This window comes from Acidovorax sp. 93, assembly GCF_003633835.1.
Lineage (GTDB): Bacteria > Pseudomonadota > Gammaproteobacteria > Burkholderiales > Burkholderiaceae_C > Acidovorax > Acidovorax facilis.
In genome coordinates, this window is the sequence record NZ_RBIT01000001.1 from 2,652,723 (window position 1) to 2,676,240 (window position 23,518).

General features: G+C 64.2%; 21 protein-coding genes. 15 read left to right on the forward strand and 6 right to left on the reverse strand.

The window, feature by feature from the left end; all coding sequences use genetic code 11:
- The first annotated feature begins 1 nt into the window (after window position 1).
- The 4 genes from cyoD to C8C93_RS12140 are packed head-to-tail and all read left to right on the forward strand — an operon-like array spanning window position 2 to window position 3,146.
- Window positions 2-430, forward strand: a complete 429-nt coding sequence (gene cyoD / locus C8C93_RS12125) for a cytochrome o ubiquinol oxidase subunit IV (protein WP_121507062.1) — start codon at window positions 2-4, stop codon at window positions 428-430.
- Window positions 430-1,269 carry an SURF1 family protein gene (locus tag C8C93_RS12130; protein WP_121507063.1) on the forward strand — a complete coding sequence of 280 codons (840 nt, stop codon included), beginning with the start codon at window positions 430-432 and terminating at the stop codon, window positions 1,267-1,269. Before cyoD ends, C8C93_RS12130 begins: the two co-directional genes overlap by 1 nt.
- On the forward strand, window positions 1,250-2,578 hold the full coding sequence (locus C8C93_RS12135; protein ID WP_055393148.1) for an ATP-binding protein: 1,329 nt from the start codon (window positions 1,250-1,252) through the stop codon (window positions 2,576-2,578). The genes C8C93_RS12130 and C8C93_RS12135 overlap by 20 nt, the downstream gene beginning before the upstream one ends.
- Window positions 2,579-2,582: 4 nt before the next feature.
- A complete protein-coding gene (locus C8C93_RS12140; protein WP_121507064.1) occupies window positions 2,583-3,146 on the forward strand; it encodes a response regulator transcription factor in 564 nt (187 codons plus the stop codon).
- A gap of 163 nt (window positions 3,147-3,309) precedes the next feature.
- Here the strand turns inward: C8C93_RS12140 and C8C93_RS12145 are convergent, their stop codons facing one another.
- From C8C93_RS12145 to C8C93_RS12165, 5 genes are all read right to left on the reverse strand, one after another.
- Entirely contained in the window at window positions 3,310-5,928 is a 2,619-nt protein-coding gene (locus tag C8C93_RS12145; protein ID WP_121507065.1) for an ankyrin repeat domain-containing protein, read from the reverse strand.
- A gap of 203 nt (window positions 5,929-6,131) precedes the next feature.
- Window positions 6,132-8,717, reverse strand: coding sequence for a bifunctional aconitate hydratase 2/2-methylisocitrate dehydratase (acnB, locus tag C8C93_RS12150; protein WP_121508768.1), 2,586 nt, complete (start codon window positions 8,715-8,717; stop codon window positions 6,132-6,134).
- A gap of 127 nt (window positions 8,718-8,844) precedes the next feature.
- Complete coding sequence (locus C8C93_RS12155) at window positions 8,845-9,474, reverse strand: hypothetical protein (protein WP_121419460.1); 630 nt, start codon at window positions 9,472-9,474, stop codon at window positions 8,845-8,847.
- A 32-nt stretch (window positions 9,475-9,506) separates the two neighbouring features.
- Window positions 9,507-10,574: a CoA ester lyase gene (locus C8C93_RS12160; protein WP_233559358.1), complete on the reverse strand. Its 1,068-nt coding sequence runs from the start codon at window positions 10,572-10,574 to the stop codon at window positions 9,507-9,509.
- Between the two features lie 14 nt (window positions 10,575-10,588).
- Complete coding sequence (locus C8C93_RS12165) at window positions 10,589-11,575, reverse strand: malate dehydrogenase (protein WP_055393136.1); 987 nt, start codon at window positions 11,573-11,575, stop codon at window positions 10,589-10,591.
- A gap of 215 nt (window positions 11,576-11,790) precedes the next feature.
- Here C8C93_RS12165 and C8C93_RS12170 point away from each other — a divergent pair, with 215 nt between their 5' ends.
- The 11 genes from C8C93_RS12170 (at window position 11,791) to C8C93_RS12220 (ending at window position 22,390) form a co-directional block, all read left to right on the forward strand.
- Window positions 11,791-12,579: a GntR family transcriptional regulator gene (locus C8C93_RS12170; RefSeq protein WP_121507067.1), complete on the forward strand. Its 789-nt coding sequence runs from the start codon at window positions 11,791-11,793 to the stop codon at window positions 12,577-12,579.
- Between the two features lie 133 nt (window positions 12,580-12,712).
- The gene (gene sdhC / locus C8C93_RS12175; protein WP_055393132.1) at window positions 12,713-13,147 is read left to right on the forward strand and encodes a succinate dehydrogenase, cytochrome b556 subunit; all 435 of its coding nucleotides are present in this window, start codon (window positions 12,713-12,715) and stop codon (window positions 13,145-13,147) included.
- Between the two features lie 67 nt (window positions 13,148-13,214).
- The gene (gene sdhD / locus C8C93_RS12180) at window positions 13,215-13,580 is read left to right on the forward strand and encodes a succinate dehydrogenase, hydrophobic membrane anchor protein (RefSeq protein WP_055393129.1); all 366 of its coding nucleotides are present in this window, start codon (window positions 13,215-13,217) and stop codon (window positions 13,578-13,580) included.
- Window positions 13,581-13,609: 29 nt separating this feature from the next.
- Window positions 13,610-15,418: a succinate dehydrogenase flavoprotein subunit gene (sdhA, locus tag C8C93_RS12185; protein WP_055393127.1), complete on the forward strand. Its 1,809-nt coding sequence runs from the start codon at window positions 13,610-13,612 to the stop codon at window positions 15,416-15,418.
- Window positions 15,419-15,443: 25 nt separating this feature from the next.
- Window positions 15,444-16,148, forward strand: coding sequence for a succinate dehydrogenase iron-sulfur subunit (locus tag C8C93_RS12190; RefSeq protein WP_055393124.1), 705 nt, complete (start codon window positions 15,444-15,446; stop codon window positions 16,146-16,148).
- 18 nt (window positions 16,149-16,166) lie between these two features.
- On the forward strand, window positions 16,167-16,487 hold the full coding sequence (locus C8C93_RS12195; RefSeq protein ID WP_055393121.1) for a succinate dehydrogenase assembly factor 2: 321 nt from the start codon (window positions 16,167-16,169) through the stop codon (window positions 16,485-16,487).
- Window positions 16,488-16,565: 78 nt separating this feature from the next.
- Complete coding sequence (locus C8C93_RS12200; protein ID WP_121419457.1) at window positions 16,566-17,876, forward strand: citrate synthase; 1,311 nt, start codon at window positions 16,566-16,568, stop codon at window positions 17,874-17,876.
- A 222-nt stretch (window positions 17,877-18,098) separates the two neighbouring features.
- On the forward strand, window positions 18,099-18,365 hold the full coding sequence (locus C8C93_RS12205) for a metal/formaldehyde-sensitive transcriptional repressor (protein WP_063462852.1): 267 nt from the start codon (window positions 18,099-18,101) through the stop codon (window positions 18,363-18,365).
- Between the two features lie 47 nt (window positions 18,366-18,412).
- Window positions 18,413-19,531, forward strand: coding sequence for an S-(hydroxymethyl)glutathione dehydrogenase/class III alcohol dehydrogenase (locus C8C93_RS12210; protein ID WP_121507068.1), 1,119 nt, complete (start codon window positions 18,413-18,415; stop codon window positions 19,529-19,531).
- A gap of 211 nt (window positions 19,532-19,742) precedes the next feature.
- Window positions 19,743-20,612, forward strand: a complete 870-nt coding sequence (gene fghA / locus C8C93_RS12215) for an S-formylglutathione hydrolase (protein ID WP_121507069.1) — start codon at window positions 19,743-19,745, stop codon at window positions 20,610-20,612.
- A 35-nt stretch (window positions 20,613-20,647) separates the two neighbouring features.
- Complete coding sequence (locus tag C8C93_RS12220) at window positions 20,648-22,390, forward strand: phosphoethanolamine transferase (protein ID WP_121507070.1); 1,743 nt, start codon at window positions 20,648-20,650, stop codon at window positions 22,388-22,390.
- A 60-nt stretch (window positions 22,391-22,450) separates the two neighbouring features.
- Here C8C93_RS12220 and C8C93_RS12225 read toward each other — a convergent pair whose 3' ends face one another.
- On the reverse strand, window positions 22,451-23,440 hold the full coding sequence (locus C8C93_RS12225) for an NAD(P)H-quinone oxidoreductase (protein WP_121508769.1): 990 nt from the start codon (window positions 23,438-23,440) through the stop codon (window positions 22,451-22,453).
- Between the last annotated feature and the right edge of the window lie 78 nt (window positions 23,441-23,518).

The following is a 23,518-nucleotide window of genomic DNA, read 5'->3' on the forward strand; positions in this document are numbered from 1 at the left end:
TATGAGCGCACAACACACAACACACGCACACGGCGCGCATGACCATGGCGGCCACGACCACCACGGCGACGCGGAACCGCACAGCAGCCTGCGCGACTACACGATCGGCTTCGTGCTCTCGGTCATCCTCACGGCCATTCCCTTCTGGCTCGTCATGGCCAAGGTCATCGCCGACCGCAACACCGCCGTGCTGGTGCTGGGCGGCTTCGCCGTGATCCAGATCCTGGTGCACATGGTGTATTTCCTGCACATGAACGGCAAGGTCGAAGGCGGCTGGACCATGCTGTCCACCATCTTCACCGTGGTGTTCGTAGCCATTGCCATTGCGGGCACGCTGTGGGTCATGTTCCATATGAACGCGAACATGATGCCCGAGCACCCCACCCCCACGCCCGCAACGCATGAGGCGCCGGCCCACTCGACGCCCTGATGCCATTCCACCCCACAGCCCCGATCCCCCAGTCCCGGCGGCTTCGCCAGGCGGTGCTCGCAGTGGTGGGCATCGCCTTGTTTTTGGGCTTTATCGCGCTGGGTACCTGGCAGGTGCAGCGCCGCGCATGGAAGCTCGCGCTGATCGAGCGCGTCGATCAACGCGTGCACGCTGCTCCTGTACCCCTGCCCTCCCGCCCAGAGTGGCCCCAGGTGAGTGCGGCCAGCCACGAATACCTGCCCGTCACCGCGCAGGGCCGGTGGCTGCCCGAGAAAACCGTGCTCACCCAGGCCCTGACCGAGCTGGGCTCGGGCTTCTGGGTGATGACGCCCTTGCAGCTGGCCGATGGCGCGCAGGTGCTGGTGAACCGGGGGTTTGTGCCGCAGGAGCAGCGCGCCCAATGGCTGGCAAAGCCTATGCCCGCCTCCATCCCCCTTACCTCCACCACCGCGACTGTCCAGGGCCTGCTGCGCATGAGCGAGCCTGACGGTGGTTTTCTGCGCACCAATGCCCCGGCTGAGCAGCGCTGGTACTCGCGCGACATTGCGGCCATCGGCCATTGGCTGCAGTTGCCCGAGACTGCCCCCTTCTTCATCGATGCGGGGTTGCCTCCCGTACCAGGCGCCGCTGCGCCCCCGGCAGCGGACACCAGTTGGCCGCGCGCTGGCATGACGGTGATCCGTTTCCATAACAGCCACCTGGTCTACGCATTGACCTGGTACGGTCTGGCCCTCATGGTTGCGGGTGCTGGCTGGTATGTGGCACGCTACGAGCGCCGCCTGCGCGGCTTTGCGCGCCCTGCCACCACCTTCGCCCCTGATGACACCTCTTCGTCCTGATACTGCGACCGCCGCGCCGCAGCGCAACGCACGCTCGGCCGATGCCGCCGCAGGCATCAAGAACCTGCAGCAGCTGATCGAGCTGCGCTGGATTGCCGTGGTCGGCCAGGTGTTCACCATCGAGATGGCGCACTACAGCCTGAACCTCACGCTGCCTGTGCGCGAGATGCTGCTGGTGGTGGGCTGCCTGGCGGTGTTCAACGTGGTGAGCCTGCTGCGGCTGCGCACCGGTGTGATGGTGCGCAATGTGGAGCTTTTTCTGGCCCTGCTGATCGATGTGGCCGTGCTCACAGTGCAGCTGTACCTGAGCGGGGGCACCAGCAACCCATTCGTCTTCCTGTACCTGCTGCAGATCACGCTGGGGGCCGTGCTGCTGCGCGGCGCCTACATCTGGTCCATCGTGATCATCACGCTGCTGTGTTTTGGCGTGCTGGCCACACACCACCTGCCCCTGGAGTTGCCGCAGGACCTGCACCAGGGCCTGTCGAGCCTTTACGTGATCGGGTTGCTGGTGTGCTTTGTGCTCAACGCCACGCTGGTGGTGGTCTTCATCACCCGCATCAACCTGAACCTGCGTGAACGCGATGCGCGCCTGGCCGCAGCACGCCGCCGCCGCGTGGAAGAAGAGCACATCGTGCGCATGGGCCTGCTGGCCTCAGGCGCGGCCCACGAGCTGGGCACGCCGCTGTCCACGCTGGCCGTGATCCTGGGGGACTGGCAGCACGACAAGCAGCTGGCGGCCTACCCAGCGCTGAAGGAAGACATCGACGAAATGCAGGCCCAGGTGCAGCGCTGCAAGAGCATCGTGAGCGGCATCCTGCTTTCGGCCGGAGAGACACGCGGCGAAGCCTCCATGCAGACCACCGTGCGCACCTTTGTGGATGCCCTGGCCGAAGAATGGCGCAGCACTCGGTCGATGCCGCAGTTCATCTACGACAACGACTTCGGCGCAGATACGCCCATGGTGTCTGACACCACGCTCCAGCAGATGGTTTTCAATGTGCTGGACAATGCACGCGACGCCTCGCCCGGCTGGGTGCGCCTGGCCGTCACCCGCAACGCCGATGCACTGCGCATCACGGTGACCGACGCTGGGCCGGGCTTTGCCCCCGACATGCTGGCCAAGCTGGGCACGCCCTACCAGTCCTCCAAAAACCGCCCCGGCGGTGGGCTGGGCCTGTACCTTGTGCTCAACGTGGCACGCACGCTGGGTGGCAGCGTGGCGGCACGCAACCGCCCCGAAGGGGGTGCCGAAGTAACCATCGAACTGCCACTGGCGGCGATCGCACTGCCTGAAGCCAAAGCCTGAAGCCATGAGCCCTACCGACGACGAAGAACGAGAACAAGCGCAACCACTGCTGCTCATCGTGGAAGATGACGAGGCCTTTGCCCGCACGCTCGCCCGTTCTTTCGAACGGCGCGGCTACCGCGTGCTGCAGGCTGCCAGCCTGCCCGAGGTCGAAACCCTGCTCGCACAACACACGCCCGGCTTTGCGGTGGTGGACCTCAAGCTCAAGGGCGAAGCCTCGGGCCTGGCCTGCGTGCAAAAGCTGCATGCCGCAAGCGAAGACATGCTGATCGTGGTGCTGACCGGCTTTGCCAGCATTGCCACCGCCGTGGAGGCCGTGAAACTGGGCGCCTGCCACTACCTCGCCAAGCCGTCCAATACCGACGACATCGAGGCCGCTTTTGGCCTGAAGGCGGGCAACACCGAAGTGGAGCTGACCAACCGCTCCAGTTCCATCAAGACGCTGGAATGGGAGCGCATCAATGAGGTGCTGGCAGAAACCGGCTTCAATCTCTCGGAAGCGGCAAGGCGCCTGGGCATGCACCGCCGCACCCTGACCCGCAAGCTGGAAAAGAAACAGGTTCGTTAGGCGGGCACCGGAACCAGGGCTCAATACTTCAAGAATAATTGGCTGCTAGCGCTTAAAGGGCTTCATTGTTAGCTATATTTTTTATAGCGAATCCCATAAAAGCAGCCATCAACCGCCTCAGCCCATCCATAGACACCCTTTGCGCCTGAGGCCTGGCCTCACATCAGCGCTGGCGCTGCACCAGCCAGTGCTCCGCCTCTTGCTGCTTTCCAAACTGCGCCCAATCCAGCGCATTCTTGCCATGCGGGTCTTTGCGCCAAAGGTCCACACCCCGCACCTCCAACCACTCCAGCGTCTGGATGCGCCCTTTGGCAGCAGCCAGCATCGCAGGCGTCTCGCCCCGGCTTGCGGGTGCGGGCTCGTCCAGGGGCTGCCCCTGTTCGGCCAGCCACTGCAAACAAGGCACACAACCACTTTGCGCTGCCATATGCGCCGGGCCCCAGTCCCACCGGTTGCGGGCCGCCAGGCTGGCCCCGGCCTGCACCAGGCGTTGGGCGGCAGCGAGGTGGCCGCCATAGAAGGCGCGCAACAACGCAGTGTCTCCACGCTCGCTGTCTTTGTATGTCTGGCGAAGGTCGGGCTGGGCACCAGCCTGCAACAGCAACTCGATGTGTTCCAGCTGCCCCCGGTGGGCCGCCAGCATGAGCACGGACGAGCCGCTGGGCGCGAGCAGATTGGGGTTGGCGCCCGCTGCCAGGGCTGCGCCCACGGCCTGGGCATCACCGGCGTCCTGCGCGTCGAGCAGCGCGTCGTCCACTGGAGAATACGACGCAGATGGCTGTACGGCGGCGGCGACGGGCGCAGCGGATGGACCAGGCAGAGCCGGGCGCACCAGGCCGACAAGGGACGGCCCCCAGATCCACCAGGCCAGAGCAACTGCCAGCAGCAGCAATCCCCAGGCCGGGCGCGAATGCCCGGAGCGGGCAGGCCGCTGTGCGCCAGGGCTGAAATGGTCCCGGCGGTGCGACCAGGCCCGCGCGATGGATTGGCCCAACGCAGTGGCAGCCCCTTCGCCACTGACGCCGGGGGTCAACCGAACCAGGGTGCCATCGCGCTCGCGCGCATAGACAGCGAAGTAAGGGGTCTCGCTGGCGCCGCTGCCGGTGGAAAACAGCAGCTTGTGCACCAGGCTCTGGCTGGCCTGTCCGGGCAGGGCGTCTGCCCGGGACCACAGCGCAGAGTAGCGGCGCACGGTGATGCCCTCATCCCGCACAGACAGGGTCCAGCGGCAGGTGGCAGCCTGCAGGACAAAGGCGACCAGCAGCCACCAGGCGCCGGTGGTCACAAAGAATGGTGGCAATGCGATTCCGCCAGAGCCGAAACGGCCGTTCAGGAAGGCCTCCACCACAAGACCCGCCAGCACCAGGCCTGCAGCCCAGCGCCAGCCGCGACGGCTGAATTCAAACTGCCACGCATGCGGGGTCTCCAGCAGCGTAACGGAAGCGGGCAGGAGCAAGGCGCCCTCACCATCCAGGCCCGCTTCTCCTTCTCCGTGGGCCGGATCAGCGGGCGCGATGGGGGTCACTTTCTTCCAGATAGCGCGCCGGTCAAAGCGATCGGCCTGCTCGTGACCAAACGCCTGTGGGGCTGCCTGCACGGGCACGTCGTAGGTCAGTTCTACGTCCCCGCCCGGGGTGCGCAGCAACTCCAGCCGCCAGTCCACACGTTCACCAGAGCGCTGCGCGCCGTGCGGGGGCGCGTCGGGTGGCAGGTCAAAACGTGCCGTCAGCCGCAGCCCGCCATCGTCCGTGGGCTGCACACGCGCGGTTTCAGAGAAAGACTCCACACAACGCTCCGGCGAACCGGAGCTCGATTCATCCACCCGGTACTGGGCCAGGCGCAGCTGCAGCTGCTGGCCCTGCTGGTAGGCGGCGGCACGCTCGGGCAGGAGCAGTGTCATCTCGACCGGGTGGCCCGCACGCGGGACTGTGGGCAGTGCGGTCAGCTCTGCGCCCGCGTAGCGCCAGGCCATGTGGGTATGGCGCACCGACAGGGTCACCAGCCCCAGGCCGATCATCACGAAGAGGGAGATGAAGGCCTTGGCAAACCAGGGGGCGCTGGATTGTGTCCACAGCAAGGCCGCCATAGGGAACGCAATACCGCACCAGAAGATGGTGAAAAACCAGATAGCACCCACCGAAGTGCCGGAAGCGCCCTTCGCGAACAAGCTGGTGGGCGACGAGCCCGGCTGCAGGCCGCCACTGCCAGCTGCCGGCGATGTCCCCCCGGCCCTGACCAGACCCAGCAGGGTGTGCAGAAAAAACCAGGCCGCCACCAGCCCCACCAAGGTAAAAACCAGTGCAAACGGAATGCGGAAAATCTGCAGCGACCAGCGGATGGAGGGATCGATAAGCGACTGCGACGGATCGTGGGGATTGACCAGGACCGTGATGCCCTGCCCCCGTGCCTGCGCGCTCTGAAGACGCCCCGCCCACTGCCGTGGCCAGTCGTCGATGTTGTCGCTGTTGCCCCGCGCGTCCAGGCCGACGCGGGTGCCTTCGTAAGCCTTGCCCGCCACCTGATAGCGGTAGCGGGCCTGCACTTCGTAGGTGGCGCCATCGCTGCTGTGGTGCGTCTTGAGTTCAGCCGACAGGACTTCTGCCTGCACAGGCTGCCAGCCACGCACCTGCAGGGCAGTATCGAGCGTACGGGCGAGGGGCTTGAGCCCGGCGTGGTAGCCGCCCAACCCAAACCCCAGAGCGAAGACCGCGCTGATCAGCAGCGCCGCGAGGCGTGCCCCTACGCTGCTGGTCTTGTCGGCATTGTTTTTCTCTCTTGCCATGGATGTCCCCCCATTTCGTTTTGTTTTTATGGCTGGAGCATAGCGACGAAATCATGACATTTGCATGACAAACACGCGTCCATTGCGTGACACGCCGTGGCATGGCTTGGCGATTGCGTGGTTTGCAACAAACATCCAGCGCCAAAAAAAAGCGGCTCCGAAGAGCCGCTTTTTGCTGGTCTATCCATCCCCGAGGGGAAGGATCAGGCGGTCACGCCGTCTGCCACTTCCTTGAACTCGGCGATCTGGTCGAAGTTCATGTACTTGTAGATCTTGTCGCCGTTCTGGTTGATGACGCCGATATCTGCCAGGTACTCTTCCTTGGAAGGAATGCGACCCAGCTTGGAGCAGATGGCCGAGAGTTCGGCCGAGCCCAGGTACACGTTGGTGTTCTTGCCCAGACGGTTGGGGAAGTTGCGGGTGCTGGTGGACATCACGGTAGCGCCTTCCTTCACCTGCGCCTGGTTGCCCATGCACAGCGAGCAGCCGGGCATTTCCATGCGGGCACCGGCCGCGCCGAACACGCCGTAGTGGCCTTCTTCGGTGAGCTGGTGTGCATCCATCTTCGTGGGCGGGGCCATCCACAGCTTGACGGGGATGTCCTTCTTGCCTTCGAGCAGCTTGGAGGCTGCACGGAAGTGGCCGATGTTGGTCATGCACGAGCCGATGAACACTTCGTCGATGGCAGCACCCGCCACATCCGACAGCGTCTTGGCGTCGTCGGGGTCGTTGGGGCAGCAAACGATGGGCTCGGTGATTTCGGCCAGGTCGATCTCGATGACGGCCGCGTACTCGGCATCTTCATCAGGTGCCAGCAGCTGGGGGTTGGCCAGCCAGGCTTCCATGGCCTTGATGCGGCGGCCGATGGTGCGTGCGTCGGCATAGCCCTGGGCGATCATGTTCTTGAGCAGCACGATGTTCGAGTTGATGTACTCGATCACGGGTTCCTTGTTCAGGCGCACCGTGCAGCCAGCGGCAGAGCGCTCGGCCGAGGCGTCAGACAGTTCGAACGCTTGCTCGACCTTCATGTCAGGCAGGCCTTCGATTTCCAGGATGCGGCCCGAGAAGATGTTCTTCTTGCCCTGCTTGGCCACTGTGAGCAGGCCTTGCTTGATGGCGTACAGCGGAATCGCGTGCACCAGGTCACGCAGCGTGACGCCGGGCTGCATCTGGCCCTTGAAGCGCACCAGCACCGACTCAGGCATGTCCAGGGGCATCACGCCCGTGGCTGCGGCGAACGCCACCAGGCCCGAACCTGCAGGGAAGCTGATGCCGATAGGGAAACGCGTATGCGAGTCGCCGCCCGTTCCCACGGTGTCGGGCAGCAGCATGCGGTTAAGCCAGCTGTGGATGATGCCGTCGCCAGGCTTGAGCGAGATGCCGCCGCGCGTGCTGATGAAGTCAGGCAGCTCGTGGTGCATCTTCACGTCCACGGGCTTGGGGTACGCAGCCGTGTGGCAGAAGGACTGCATCACCAGATCGGAGCTGAAGCCCAGGCAGGCCAGGTCCTTGAGTTCGTCGCGGGTCATGGGTCCGGTGGTGTCCTGCGAGCCCACCGAGGTCATGCGGGGTTCGCAGTAGGTGCCGGGCACCACACCCAGGCCTTCGGGCAGTCCGCAGGCGCGGCCGACCATCTTCTGGGCCAGCGTGAAACCCTTGCCGGTGGCGGCAGGCACTTGCGGCAGGCGGAACAGCGTGGAAGGCGCCAGGCCCAGGGCTTCGCGGGCCTTGGCAGTCAAGCCACGGCCAATGATCAGCGGAATGCGGCCACCGGCACGCACTTCGTCGAACAGGACTTCGCTCTTGACTTCGAATTCGGCAATCACGTTACCGTCCTTGAGCGCCTTGCCAGCGTAGGGCAGCAGTTCGATCTCGTCGCCCATGTGCATCTGGCTTACATCCAGTTCGATGGGCAGTGCACCAGCGTCTTCCATGGTGTTGTAGAAGATGGGCGCAATCTTGCTGCCCAGGCACACGCCGCCAAAGCGCTTGTTGGGCACGAACGGGATGTCTTCGCCCGTGAACCACAGCACGCTGTTGGTGGCGGACTTGCGGCTCGAACCCGTGCCGACCACGTCGCCCACGTAGGCCACCAGGTTGCCACGCGCGCGCAGGTCTTCAATGAACTTCACCGGGCCGCGCTTGCCGTCTTCTTCGGGCGTGATGCCGTCGCGCTTGTTCTTGAGCATGGCCAGCGCGTGCAGCGGGATGTCGGGGCGGCTCCACGCGTCCGGTGCGGGCGACAGGTCGTCGGTGTTGGTTTCGCCAGTGACCTTGAGCACGGTGAGCTTGATGCTCTGGGGCACTTCGGGGCGGCTGGTGAACCACTCGGCATCGGCCCAGCTTTGTAGCACGGCCTTGGCGAAGGTGTTGCCCTTGTCAGCCTTTTCCTTGACGTCATGGAATTGATCGAACATGAGCAGCGTCTTCTTGAGCGCTTCGGCGGCGACGGAGGCCACCGCAGCGTCGTCCAGCAGGTCGATCAGGGGGGTGAGGTTGTAGCCGCCCAGCATGGTGCCCAAAAGCTGCGTGGCGCGCTCACGGCCAATCAGCGTGCACACCTCAGTACCGTGCGCCACGGCAGCCAGGTAGCTGGCCTTGACCTTGGCGGCGTCGTCCACACCGGCAGGCACGCGGTGCGTGATCAGGTCCACCAGCGTGGCTTCTTCGCCCGCAGGGGGGTTCTTGAGCAGCTCGATCAGCTCGCCGGTCTGCTTGGCGGTCAGCGGCAGGGGCGGGATGCCGAGGGCGGCGCGCTCGGCCACATGGTCACGGTAGGCTTTCAACATCATTTTTCTCCGGTTGCGTTCTAAAGTGGGGCGGCGTGCAGCGCGGCGGCGTTTTTCGATAGCCGGGGCGCCTGCATGCGCGGGGTCGTGCGGTTTTCTTCTCTGTGGCGCTGCGCTGGTGAAGGGCTTACTTCAGGGGTTCCAGCACACTCACGGGCGGGTTTTTCTTGATGGCCTCGGCCACCACCACCTGCTGCGGGCTCATGCATTCGTCGGCCAGGCGTTGACCCAGTTTCTGGTTCATCAGCATGGACTTGTTGGCGATCTGCAGCCAGACGGCGCCACCCTTCTGGTCTTCCAGGCGCACCGTGCCCGTGGTGGTAGCGACGGGGGCCATGAAGTACTTGAAGCCCTTGCCTTCCACATGGAAGTGGCCTGGGCTCGCGGGCTCGGCGGTCACGGTGACAAAGGCACCGAGTTCGCAGGGAATGCGGCCCACGTGCACACGTTCGGCAATGGCCAGTTCTTCGGGAGACAGCGCGGCTTCGGCAGCAATGATGCCGGTGGCCACCTGGTTCGCCGCGCTCTTGAGCTGGCTGCGGCTGCTGGTGCCTTCGGTTTTGGCTACCGAAGATTTCTTGGCGGCAGGCGCCTTGTCCGCAGCCTTGGCAGACTTCGCATCGGGCTTGGCAGCGGGCTTTGCTGCAGGTTTGGCGGCAGCCTTGGTCTCGGGTTTGGCTTCGGTCTTGGCAGGGGTTTGCGCCAGGGCGAGGGCTGGAGCCAGCAGCATCAGGGCAGAGGCGATAAAGGATTTCATGGGAGGTCCTGCGTGGAAAAATTCAGGAATGTTCACAACGGAACGGAGGCCGACGCGCCAAACCAATGGCGCACGGCGAGAGGAAGTGTGCGCCCGGTACGGTGAGCGCGCTCCAGCACCTGCCAGTAAAAGCGATAGCTGGCGCGGTCGTGCAACGTGCCTTCAAAACTGATGGGAGCCCAATCAGAATCTACGGCAGCAGTTATTATTTTTGAAGCAACTTCGATGTCATCCTGCTGAGGCGCAAACGCCTGCAGGATGGATCGGATCTGTGCGGGATGGATGCTCCACATGCGGGTATAGCCCAGCTCGCGCGCGGCACGGCTGGCGGCGCCTTGCATGGCCACCGTATCGGCGAACTCCGTCACCACACAATGCGATGGCACCTTGCCGTGGGCATGGCAGGCAGCGGCAATCTCCAGCTTGGCACGCACCACCAGTGGGTGAGAAAACTGCCCCGCCGAAGTCATGCCATGCGCAGGGATGGCGCCACCATGGGCCGACACAAAATCCATGAGGCCAAAACTCAGGCTCTGCACGCGCGGGTGGGCTGCGATTTCAAAAGCACGGTGCACCGCAGCAGGGGATTCGATGAGGACATGGATCGGTACCGGGGCGGCAGAGGCTTTCTCCAGCGCCCGCTCCGCTGCCAGTACGTCGTCCACAGATTCCACCTTGGGAACCATGATGTGGCTGAGCCGATGGCCTGCTTCGCCCGCTATCGTGGCGACATCGTTGGCGAATGCCGGGTGGTCCACCGCGTGGACCCGGGCGGCCACGCGGGCACCGGGTGCAGCGCCCAGGGCCAGACGGGCAACCAGCCGGGCGTGGTCGGCTTCAAGGCCGACGGGGGCGCCGTCTTCGCAATCGAGGGTGACATCAAAGACGCAGGTACCGAACTCCTGCGTCATCTCGGCCTGCAGCTGCAGGCTCTTGCGCATGCGCGCTTCGACGCCGCTGTAGTGGTCACAGACCGGCAGGAAGCCTGTCTGCGCCTGGGCGCCCAGCAACACATCGCGTGGATGGGATGGCGCAGCGCCCTGCCCCTGCGCGGGGACCCGGGCGGCCCGAAGGCCCGATGCCTGTGGCGTCGGCTGCATGGCGCTCACCTGGTTTACAGCAGGTGCTTGACGCCGTCTTGCTCGCCTTGCAGCTCAGCCAGCGTGATGTTGATGCGCTCTTGCGAGAACGCGTCGATTTCCAGACCTTCAACGATCTTGTACTCGCCGTTTTCGCACGTCACGGGGAAACCAAACATGGTGTCCTTGGGGATGCCGTACTGGCCGTCCGAAGGAATGCCCATGGTGACCCACTTGCCGTTGGTGCCCAGGGCCCAGTCACGCATGTGGTCGATGGCGGCGTTGGCAGCCGAAGCAGCCGACGACAGGCCACGCGCTTCGATAATGGCAGCGCCGCGCTTGCCCACGGTGGGCAGGAAAGTGTTGGCGTTCCATTCCTGGTCGTTGATCATCTTGGCGACGCTTTCACCGTTGATGGTGGCGAAGCGGTAGTCGGCGTACATCGTGGGCGAATGGTTGCCCCAGACGGTCAGCTTTTCGATGTCCGCCACGGCCTTGCCGGTCTTGGCAGCGATCTGGCTGGCAGCGCGGTTGTGGTCCAGGCGCAGCATGGCGGTGAAGTTCTTGCGTGGCAGGTCGGGGGCCGACTTCATGGCGATGTAGGCGTTGGTGTTGGCAGGGTTGCCTACGACCAGCACCTTCACGTTGCGCGAAGCCACGGCATTCAGGGCCTTGCCCTGTGCCGTGAAGATGGCGCCGTTGACAGCCAGCAGTTCGGCGCGTTCCATGCCCGGGCCACGGGGGCGCGAACCGACCAACAGGGCGTAGTCAGCGTCCTTGAAAGCGGTCATGGGGTCGCTGTGGGCTTCCATGCCCACCAGCAGGGGGAACGCGCAATCGTCCAGCTCCATCATCACGCCCTTGAGCGCCTTCTGGGGGCCTTCGACAGGCACTTCGAGCAATTGCAGGATGACGGGCTGGTCCTTGCCCAGCATTTCGCCGGAGGCGATGCGGAACAGCAGGGCGTAACCAATTTGACCAGCGGCACCGGTGACGGCGACGCGAACAGGCTTCTTGCTCATGGTGAAAACTCCAGGGAAGTGAGGAAAACAGGTGTGAGTGCAACGCAAGCACCAGCGCCTGTTACCAGCAGCCCGTGCCCCGCAAAACAGCCTTGGAGTGTACCGCTGATTGGACACCTCGGTCAATTTGTCTTATGTCTTATATAAGATATGATTAACTCCCTGACACAGCCCGCGTATCACTTCGTGTGCGGCCTGCCCTTCTCCCGATCGCCATGTCCTCGCTTCCGCTCAACGCCGATAACCCTGCGCAGCCTTTGGCAGGCACGGGCTCTGCCACGCCCGCGTTCAGCCCGCTGTACCAGCAGATCAAAGGGCTCATCCTGCAAAGTCTGCAACAGGGCGAGTGGAAACCGGGCGAATCCATCCCCAGCGAGATGGAGCTGGCTGCACGCTTTCGCGTGAGCCAGGGCACGGTGCGCAAGGCCATTGACGAGCTGGCGGCCGAAAACCTCGTGATGCGGCGCCAGGGCAAGGGTACCTTTGTGGCCACCCATGCCGAGCAGCATGTGCAGTACCGTTTTCTCAAGCTCATGCCCGACAAGGGAGACGTCCGCGTGGAGGGCCCTGCACAGCGCAAGGTGATCGATTGTCGGCGTGTGCGTGCCAGCGCTGACGTTGCGCGCGCACTGGCACTGCGCAGCGCCGACCCGGTGGTCCAGGCGCGGCGAGTCCTGTCATTCGCAGGCGTACCCACCATCCTGGAAGACATCTGGCTGCCCGGCCAGGCTTTCAAAGGGCTGACGGCCGAACAGTTGGCCAACTACCAAGGCCCTACTTACGCCATGTTTGAACTCGACTTCGGCGTACGCATGGTACGTGCCGAGGAGAAAATACGTGCCGTACTGCCCGATGCCGACCAGGCGGCGATGCTGCAGATCCCACAGGCCACGCCGCTGCTGAGCGTGGAGCGCATCGCCTACACCTACAACGACGTTCCGATGGAGTTACGGCGTGGCCTGTACCTGACCGACACGCACCATTACCGTAACGAACTGAGCTGACACCACACTGGCAACTGAGCGGAAACGTAGAACATTCGGGCTGGAGCAAACCCTTCTTGTTGCGTTGCAATAGAATTTTGCGTTCTTTGCATCTTCAAATTACAAAGCAGTTACATCCACGAAAGCACACAACATGACAGAACTCGCCAAAAAACGGCCTGAATTCCGCAACATCAATGCCTTCAAGGACCTGACCACCTACCGCATGACTCCTGCCGCGTGGGTTTCGATCCTGCACCGCGGCAGCGGGCTGATCATGTTCCTGCTGCTGCCCTTCATCATCTGGATGTTCGACACCTCGGTGTCGTCTGAAATCTCGTTCGCCCGGTTCTCGGCGGCTTTCAACATCGGCATTGGTTTCGCGCCCGGCTGGTTCATCAAACTCGTGGCCCTGGCACTGATCTGGGCCTACCTGCACCACTTCACCGCCGGCCTGCGCCACCTGTGGATGGACGTGAGCCACAGCGCCGTGAACAAGGAATTCGGCAAGTCCTCGGCCTTTGCCGTCCTGGCCATCAGCATCACGCTGACCCTGGTGCTGGGCGCCAAGCTTTTCGGCCTGTACTGATCGATCAACCCCAAAAAGCGGCGGCTGCTGCCAGGCAGTGCCCGCCGAAGAACGAGAGGAAATTCCCATGTCCGTCAATTACGGTTCCAAGCGCGTCGTCGTCGGCGCCCACTATGGCCTGCGCGACTGGCTCAGCCAGCGCGTCACGGCAGTCCTGATGGCCCTGTTCACCCTGGCACTGCTGGCCCAGGTGATCTTCTCCAAAGGCCCCATCGGCTACGACAAATGGGCCGGTATCTTCTCGGCCCAGTGGATGAAGGTGCTGACCTTCTCCGTGATCGTTGCACTGGCTTGGCACGCCTGGATCGGCCTGCGTGAAGTCTTGATGGACTACATCAAGCCCGTGGGCCTGCGCCTGGCACTGCAGGTGTTCAGCATCGTCTGGCTGGTCGGCTGTGCCGGCTGGGGTATCCAGGTTTTGTGGCGTCTCTGATTGATCCCCGCGACTGAAGGCAAAAAATAATGAGCTACACCAACGCTAACATCACCCGCCGCAAGTTCGATGTCGTCATCGTCGGCGCAGGCGGCTCCGGCATGCGTGCCGCGCTTGAACTCTCCCGCGCAGGCCTGAACGTGGCCTCGCTGTCCAAGGTTTTCCCCACCCGTTCGCACACCGTGGCTGCACAAGGCGGCGTGAGCGCATCGCTGGGCAACATGTCCGAAGACAACTGGCACTACCACTTCTACGACACCATCAAGGGCTCCGACTGGCTGGGCGACCAGGACGCCATCGAGTTCATGTGCCGCGAAGCCCCCAAGGTGGTGTATGAGCTGGAACACTTCGGCATGCCGTTCGACCGCAACCCCGACGGCACCATCTACCAGCGCCCCTTTGGCGGCCACACCGCCAACTATGGCGAAAAGCCCGTGCAACGCGCCTGCGCCGCTGCCGACCGCACTGGCCACGCCATGCTGCACACGCTGTACCAGCAGAACGTGAAGGCCAAGACCAACTTCTTCGTCGAATGGATGGCGCTGGACCTGGTCCGCGACGCCGACGGTGACGTGGTGGGCGTGACCGCCCTGGAAATGGAAACCGGCGACCTGTACATCCTGGAAGCCAAGACCGTGCTGCTGGCCACCGGCGGTGCTGGCCGCATCTTTGCGGCATCGACCAACGCCTTCATCAACACCGGTGACGGCCTGGGCATGGCGGCACGTGCCGGCATTGCGCTGCAGGACATGGAGTTCTGGCAGTTCCACCCCACGGGCGTGGCCGGCGCCGGCGTGCTGCTGACCGAAGGCTGCCGTGGCGAAGGCGCTATTTTGCTCAACAGCAACGGCGAGCGCTTCATGGAGCGTTATGCGCCCACCATGAAGGACCTGGCCCCGCGCGACTTCGTGTCTCGCTGCATGGACCAGGAAATCAAGGAAGGTCGCGGCTGCGGTCCCAACAAGGACTACATCCTGCTCAAGCTCGACCACCTGGGTGCAGACACCATCCATAAGCGCCTGCCTTCGGTGTACGAAATCGGCGTCAACTTCGCCAACGTGGACATCACCAAGGAACCTATTCCTGTGGTGCCCACCATCCACTACCAGATGGGTGGCGTGCCTACCAACATCAACGGCCAGGTGGTTGCACAAGCCAACGGCATCAACAACGAAGTGGTCAACGGCCTGTACGCCGTGGGCGAATGCGCCTGCGTGTCGGTGCACGGCGCCAACCGCCTGGGCACCAACTCGCTGCTGGACCTGCTGGTGTTCGGCAAGGCCGCTGGCCGCCACATCGTCGAGTTCAACAACAAGAACAAGGAGCACAAGCCCCTGCCCAAGGATGCGGCCGACCGCACCCTGGAGCGCTTGAACCAGCTCGACAAGTCGAACGAAGGCATCTACGCGCAAAACCTGGCAGGTGACATCCGCTCCACCATGCAGCAGCATGCCGGCGTGTTCCGCACCCAGGCCAGCATGGACGAAGGCGTCAAGAAGATCGCCGAGATCCGCAGCCGCGTGGCCAACGTGACGCTGAAGGACAAGTCCAAGGTGTTCAACACCGCCCGCATCGAAGCGCTCGAAGTGGACAACCTGATCGAAGTGGCGCAGGCCACCATGGTGTCGGCTGCCGCCCGCAAGGAATGCCGTGGCGCCCACACCGTGTACGACTACGAGCACCCTGCCGACCACGCCGAGTTCCCCCTGGGCCGCAATGACCAAGAGTGGATGAAGCACACCCTGTGGTACAGCGAAGGCAACCGCCTCGCCTACAAGCCGGTCAACCTCAAGCCCCTGACGGTGGACAGCGTGCCCCCCAAGGTCCGTACGTTCTAAACAGTAGCCCCACGAGAGAAGAACCATGCAAAAGCGCACATTCCAAATCTACCGCTACGACCCGGACAAGGACGCCAAGCCTTACATGCAGACCATCGAGATCGAACTCGACGGCCATGAACGCATGCTGCTGGACGCCCTGATGAAGCTCAAGGAGCAGGACCCCACGCTGTCGTTCCGCCGTTCGTGCCGCGAAGGCGTCTGTGGCTCCGACGCGATGAACATCAATGGCAAGAACGGCCTGGCCTGCCTGACGAACATGAATACCCTGAAGGGCACGATTGTTCTCAAGCCCCTGCCCGGCCTGCCCGTGATCCGCGACCTGATCGTGGACATGACGCAGTTCTTCAAGCAGTACAACTCGATCAAGCCCTACCTGATCAACGAGCAGATTCCACCCGACCGCGAGCGCCTGCAGTCTCCCGAAGAGCGCGAAGAGCTCAACGGCCTGTACGAGTGCATCCTGTGTGCCAGCTGCTCCACGAGTTGCCCCAGCTTCTGGTGGAACCCCGACAAGTTCGTGGGCCCTGCCGGACTGCTGCAGGCCTACCGCTTCATCGCCGACAGCCGCGATGACGCCACCGGCCAGCGCCTCGATAACCTCGAAGACCCGTACCGCCTGTTCCGTTGCCACACCATCATGAACTGCGTGGACGTGTGCCCCAAGGGCCTGAACCCCACGAAGGCCATCGGCAAGATCAAGGAACTGATGGTGCGTCGCGCCATCTGACCGGGGCCCAGGACCGCCATGGGTGCAACCGCCACCACCGCCCCCTCGGCAGCCTCGCCGCTGCTGACGGAACGCGAACTCAGCAAGCTGCACTGGCGCTGCCGGCGCGGCCTGCTGGAAAACGATCTGTTCATCGAGCAGTTCTTCACCCGTTTCGAGCCTGAGCTGAACCAGCGCCACGCCCAGGGCCTTGCGGCCCTGATGGACCTCGCCGACAACGACCTCCTGGACCTGCTGCTTTGCCGCAAGGAACCCAGTGAGACGCTGGATGCGCCCGAGGTGCATGAAGTGCTGGGCATGCTGCGGGAAAGCGGCGGCACCCCCGTGCTGGGCACCTGACGAGCGGGTTTTCTCGCTCTGAAAAGATCCCAGCCCCACCAGACCGGATGATCATCGGCAAACCTAAGGAAAGTAACAATGAAGCTAGCTGACAACAAAGCCACCCTGTCGTTCAGTAACGGCGGTCCCAGCGTGGACCTGCCGGTCTACCAGGGCACCATTGGCCCGGATGTCATCGACATCCGCAAGCTGTATGCGCAGACGGGCATGTTCACCTATGACCCAGGCTTCCTGTCAACGGCAGCCACCCAGTCGGCCATCACCTACATTGACGGCGACAAGGGCGAACTGCTGTACCGCGGCTACCCCATTGAGCAGCTGGCTGAAAACTGCGACTTCCTGGAAACCTGCCACCTGCTGCTGTACGGCGACCTGCCCAACGCAGCGCAGAAGACCGACTTCACGAGCCGCGTGACCAACCACACCATGGTCAACGAGCAGATGCAGTTCTTCCTGCGTGGCTTCCGCCGTGACGCGCACCCCATGGCCGTGCTGACCGGCCTGGTGGGCGCCCTGTCGGCCTTCTACCACGACAGCACGGACATCAACAATCCGCAGCACCGTGAGATCGCCGCCATCCGCCTGATCGCCAAGATGCCCACGCTGGTCGCCATGGCCTACAAGTACGGCATGGGCCAGCCCTACATGTACCCGCAGAACAACCTGTCCTACGCAGGCAACTTCCTGCGCATGATGTTCGGCACCCCCTGCGAAGAGTACAAGGTCAACCCCGTGCTGGAACGCGCACTCGACCGCATCTTCATCCTGCACGCTGACCACGAGCAGAACGCATCGACCTCCACGGTGCGCCTGTGCGGTTCGTCGGGCACCAACCCGTTCGCGGCCATCGCTGCGGGCGTGGCCTGCCTGTGGGGCCCCGCCCACGGTGGCGCCAACGAGGCAGCCCTGAACATGCTGTACGACATCCAGGCCCAAGGCGGCGTGGAAAAGATCGGCGACTTCATCAAGCAGGTCAAGGACAAAAACTCCGGCGTCAAGCTCATGGGTTTTGGCCACCGCGTGTACAAGAACTACGACCCCCGCGCCAAGCTCATGCAAGAGACTTGCAATGAAGTGCTGGCCGAGCTGGGCCTGGAAAACGACCCGCTGTTCAAGCTGGCCAAGGAACTGGAAAAGATCGCCCTGGAAGACGACTACTTCGTGCAGCGCAAGCTCTACCCGAACGTGGACTTCTACTCCGGCATCGTGCAGCGCGCCATCGGCATTCCTGTGAACCTGTTCACCGGCATCTTCAGCCTGGCCCGCACCGTGGGCTGGATCGCCCAGCTCAACGAAATGATCGGCGACCCCGAGTACAAGATCGGCCGCCCCCGCCAGCTGTTCACCGGCTCCGAGCGCCGCGACGTGCCACCACTGGCCAAGCGTTGACCGGTACGGCGCCCCGCGCGCCGTCCACCCCCTCCCGAAGCCCGCAGGCAGTGCCTGCGGGCTTTTTTCATGGGCGCCCCACACAGGCCAAGCCGTGCCGGATGCACATACTCCCCCCTAGTTAAAAGGTTTTTTAACGGCCTACCGCTCGACCAGTATGGGGCTATCTTTTATACTGCCACCCAGTACAAAGGCAGCCCCCGCACCATACCCCCCGCAGCCATGCCCCACACCCCCGAAGACAAGCAACGCGCCATCACCCGCCTGCGCCGCATCAAGGGCCAGGCCGAGGCGCTGGAGCGCGCCGTGGAGGCGGGCAGCGACTGCGCCCCCATCCTGCAGCAGCTGGCCGCCATGCGCGGCGCCGTGCACGGGCTGATGGCCGACCTGCTCGACAGCCATGTGCGCGAGACGCTGGCCGAGAAACCCGCGCCATCCCAGGCAGCCATCGACGAAACCCTGGCCCTGCTCCGGTCGTACCTCAAATAGACAGACCGCCCACCCCCATTCACCCGATTGACCGAAAGGACCACCCCATGAAATCCCGCGCCGCCGTCGCCTTCAAAGCCGGAGAACCCCTGCAGATCGTCGAGATCGACGTCGCCCCGCCCAAGAAGGGCGAAGTGCTCATCAAGATCACCGACACCGGTGTGTGCCATACCGACGCCTTCACCCTGAGCGGTGACGACCCCGAAGGACTGTTCCCCGTGGTGCTGGGCCATGAAGGCGCTGGCATCGTGGTGGAGGTGGGCGAAGGCGTGACCAGCGTGAAGCCCGGCGACCATGTGATCCCGCTCTACACCGCCGAATGTGGCGAGTGCCTGTTCTGCAAGAGCGGCAAGACCAACCTGTGCGTGAGCGTGCGCGCCACACAGGGTAAGGGTGTGATGCCCGACGGCACCACGCGCTTCAGCTACAACGGCCAGCCCATCTACCACTACATGGGCTGCAGCACCTTCAGCGAATACACCGTGGTGGCCGAGGTGTCGCTCGCCAAGGTCAACTCCAACGCCAACCCCGAGCAGGTCTGCCTGCTGGGCTGCGGCGTGACCACGGGCCTGGGCGCCGTCAAGAACACCGCAAAGGTGCAAGAGGGCGATACGGTCGCCGTGTTCGGCCTGGGCGGCATCGGCCTGGCGGTCATTCAAGGCGCCAAGCTGGCCAAGGCCGGGCGCATCATCGCCATCGACACCAACCCGTCCAAATTCGATCTGGCCCGCACCTTTGGCGCCACCGACTGCGTGAACCCCAAGGACTTCGACAAGCCGATCCAGCAGGTCATCGTGGAGATGACCACCTGGGGCGTGGACCACAGCTTTGAGTGCATCGGCAACGTCAACGTGATGCGCGCCGCCCTCGAATGCGCGCACCGCGGCTGGGGCCAGTCGGTCATCATCGGCGTGGCAGGCGCGGGGCAAGAGATCAGCACCCGCCCCTTCCAGCTCGTCACCGGCCGCAAGTGGATGGGCACGGCGTTCGGCGGCGTCAAGGGCCGCAGCGAGCTGCCCGGCATGGTCGAAGACGCGATGGCGGGCAAGATCCAGCTCGCGCCGTTTGTCACGCACACCATGGGCCTCAAGGACATCAACGAAGCGTTTGATTTGATGCACGAAGGCAAGTCGATACGCTCCGTCGTTAAATACGCAGTGGCCTGAGCCCTTCAGAGCAGCCAACGTTTGAGACGCCCGAACGCCCCGTTACCCGTTCGGGCTGAGCCTGTCGAAGCCATGGCACGCCTTGCCACCAACCCTTCGACAGGCTCAGGGCAAACGGGCTCGGTCTAAGGTCAATTTTCAATTCAAGCAAAAAAGCCCTCTAACGCTTATCCATCGAGCGCTAGCAGCTATTATTTTCAGAGCATCCACCATGACCACCTCCCTGGAACTCCTCAGCAGCCACGCCTGCTTTGGCGGCGAGCAGCGCTTCTACCAGCACGCCTCCTCCGAGATCGGGCTGCCCATGAAGTTCTCGGTGTTCCTTCCCCCGCAAGCGCAGCAAGGGCCCGTGCCCGCCCTGCTCTTCCTGGCGGGGCTGACCTGCACGGAAGAAACCTTCATGGTCAAGGCCGGCGCCCAGCGCCTGGCCGCCGAGCTGGGCCTGGCCCTCATTGCGCCCGACACCAGCCCGCGTGGCGCCAACGTGCCGGGCGAGGCCGACAGCTGGGACTTTGGCGTGGGCGCAGGCTTTTATCTGGACGCCACGGCCGAGCCCTGGGCACGCCACTGGCGCATGGAGAGCTACCTGCTGAAAGAGCTGCTGCCGCTGGTCTCAGCCCAGTTGCCCATCGACGGCACCCGCCTGGGCATCACCGGCCACTCGATGGGCGGGCATGGCGCGCTCACGCTGGCGCTGCGCCATCCGGGCCGGTTCCAGAGCCTGTCGGCCTTTGCCCCCATCTGCGCGCCCACCCAGTGCCCATGGGGTGAGAAAGCCTTCACGGGCTACCTAGGTGCAGACCGCACGGGCTGGATCGAGCACGACGCCACGGTGCTCATGCAGCACCAGCCGGTCGCGCCGTACCCTGCAGGCATCCTCATCGACCAAGGCCTGTCCGACAAGTTTCTGGCCGACCAACTGCACCCACACCTGTTCGAAGCTGCGTGCCAGGCCATCGGCCAGTCGCTCAGCCTGCGCCGCCACGCGGGCTACGACCACGGCTACTACTTCATCCAGACCTTCATGGCCGACCACCTGGCGCACCACGCCAGAAACCTGCTGCCGCAGTCCGCACGTTAATGCGGCCTTAAGCCTCGGGCGCCACAGTGCGCCCCATGCCTTTGATACTGCAGCGCCTGCTGCTTCCCCACCTGGCCACGGGCACCGCGCCCCGGCCCGTTTCCACCGCAACACGCCACCTGCACCCCGCCTGGGTGGTGGTGCTCATCAGCACCTGGCTGGCCACGGCCTGCAATGTGCCGCTGTGGCGCGAGGTGGCGCAGTTGCCGGGCCAGGGCAGCCTGCGCGGCTGGGGCTTTGCCATCGCGTTTGCGCTCATCGTGGCAGCGGGCAATGCCGCACTGCTGAGCCTGCTGGCCTGGCGCTGGACGCTCAAGCCCGCCGCCACCGTGCTGGTGGTGATGGCTGCGTTTGGCGCGTATTTCATGCTGGCCTACGGCGTGGCCATTGACGCCAGCATGCTCACCAACGTGCTGCAAACCGACGTCAAAGAGGCGGGTGACCTGCTCAACTGGCGCATGCTGGCCACCGTGCTGGCGCTGGCCGTGCCACCGCTGTGGTGGCTGCTGCGCCGCCCCGTGTTGCGGCTGAGCACCCTGCGCCACGCGGCGCACAACGGGCTGCTGCTGGCGGGCGCCATCGCCGTCATCGTGGTGTGCCTGCTGCTGGTGTTCCAGGACTTTGCATCGACCATGCGCAACCACACCAAGCTGCGCTACCTGATCAACCCACTCAACAGCGTGTACGCGCTGGGCAACATCGCCACCAAGCCCCTGCGCATGGACACCAGCAAGCTGCTGCCCCTGGGGCGCGATGCACAGCTGGGCGCCAGCTATGCGGGCCAGGCCAAGCCCCCGCTGCTGGTGCTGGTGCTGGGCGAAACCGGCCGCAGCGGCAACTTCGGCATCAACGGCTATGAGCGCAACACCACACCGCTGCTCGCGGCCCGCACGGACCTCGTCAGCGCCCGCAATGCGTGGTCTTGCGGCACCAGCACCGCAGCATCGGTGCCCTGCATGTTCTCGCACCTGGGCCGCACCGGCTATGAAGCGCGCGCTGCCAACTTTGAAAGCCTCATCGACGTGCTGCACCACGCAGGCCTGGCCGTGCTGTGGGTGGACAACCAGTCCGGCTGCAAAGGCGTGTGCGACCGCATTGGCGAGACCCTCACCAGCGCGCCAAAAAGCCCGACGCCCGACCCCGCCCTGTGCCCCGGCGGCGAGTGCCTGGACCGCGTGATGCTGCAAGACCTGGACACCCGCATCGCCGCCCTGCCCACGGAACAGCGCCAGCGCGGCACGGTGGTCGTGCTGCACCAGATGGGCAGCCACGGCCCCGCGTACTACAAACGCTCGGCGCCCGACAACAAGAAGTTTGGCCCCGAATGCACATCCACCTCCCTGCAGGAGTGTGAGCGCCAGCAGGTCGTCAACGCGTATGACAACAGCGTCGTGGAGACAGACTTTTTCCTCGATTCAGTGCTCAAATGGCTCACAGCGCAGGATAGCAAAGCGCAAACAGCTATGATTTATGTAGCAGACCATGGCGAATCACTGGGCGAGAACAACCTCTACCTGCACGGCCTGCCCTACTCCATTGCGCCCGACGTGCAAAAGCATGTGCCGTGGATCACCTGGCTCTCGCCCGCCATGCAGGCGCGCACCCAGGTCGCCACCGGCTGCCTGCAGCACGAGCTGGCCGAGCGGCGCATCACCCACGACAACTACTTTCACTCGGTGCTGGGGCTGATGGATGTGAAGACCGGGGCGTACAGCGCGGGGCTGGACATGTTTGCAGGTTGCCGACAGGCAGCAGGGGCGGCCAGAGCGGCGGGCTGACGCGGAGTCGGGCCTGCCCGGGCGCCATGCCCCAACCGCAACAATGAACTTCTGCGCGCCTCACGCCGCCCCTGGCAGCAGCAGAATCTTGCCGACGTTGACGCCAGATTCCATGCGACTGTGGGCCTGCGCGGCATCTGCCAACGGGTAGGTGCTGTCAATCACCGGCCAGATCGCACCGGCCGCCAGCGCAGGCAGCCACCGCTCGGCAAAGCGCTGCACCATGGCCTGCTTGACCTCGGGCGGGCGCGACTTCATCACCGTGCCAAAGATCTGCAGATGGCGGTACAGCACGGCGTCCATCGGCAACGTGGCGCCTTGCGCGCCCCCCAGTAAGCCCACGGCCACCATGCGCCCGCCCACGGCCAACGACCGCACGTTGCGCTCCAGGTATGGCGCACCAATGAAGTCGATCACCACGTCCACACCTTTGCCGTCCGTTGCCTGCGCCACCACGGCCGCAAAGTCCTCGCTGCGGTAATCGATGAACACATCCGCGCCAAAGCCCAGCACTGCATCGCGCTTGTCACCGCTTGCTGTGCCAAACACCCGTGCGCCCGCCGCTTTCGCCAGTTGCACCGCCGCCGAGCCCACGCCGCCTGCGGCTGCGTGGATCAGCACCGACTCGCCCGCCTGCAGGTTGGCCAGGTGGAACAGCGCCTCGTGTGCAGTCACAAACACCTCTGCCACCGCACCCGCTGCCACCAGGCCCAGGCCCTCCGGCACATGCATGGCCATGCGGTGGTCGATGCGCGACAGCTCGGCGTAGGCCCCGCCGCCCACAATGCCCATCACACGGTCACCCACGGCAAAGCCGCGCACCAGCGGGCCCACCGCGACCACCGTGCCCGCGATCTCCAGCCCCATGGTGTCCGCATCGCCAAAGTAGGCGCGACCGTAAGCCCCCTTGCGGTGCAACAGATCAGCGCGGTTCACGCCGATGGAGGCGTTGCGCACCAGCAGGTCGTGCGGACGCACCTCGGGGGTCGGGACCTCCCGGGCCACCAGCACCTCAGGCCCGCCGAAGTCGTCGAACACGATGGCCTGCATGGTGGGTGGTACGGCGGTCTGCACAGTGGCGGTATGTTGTTCACTCAAAGCGGTGGGCATGGGTTGCAGTCCTCAAAA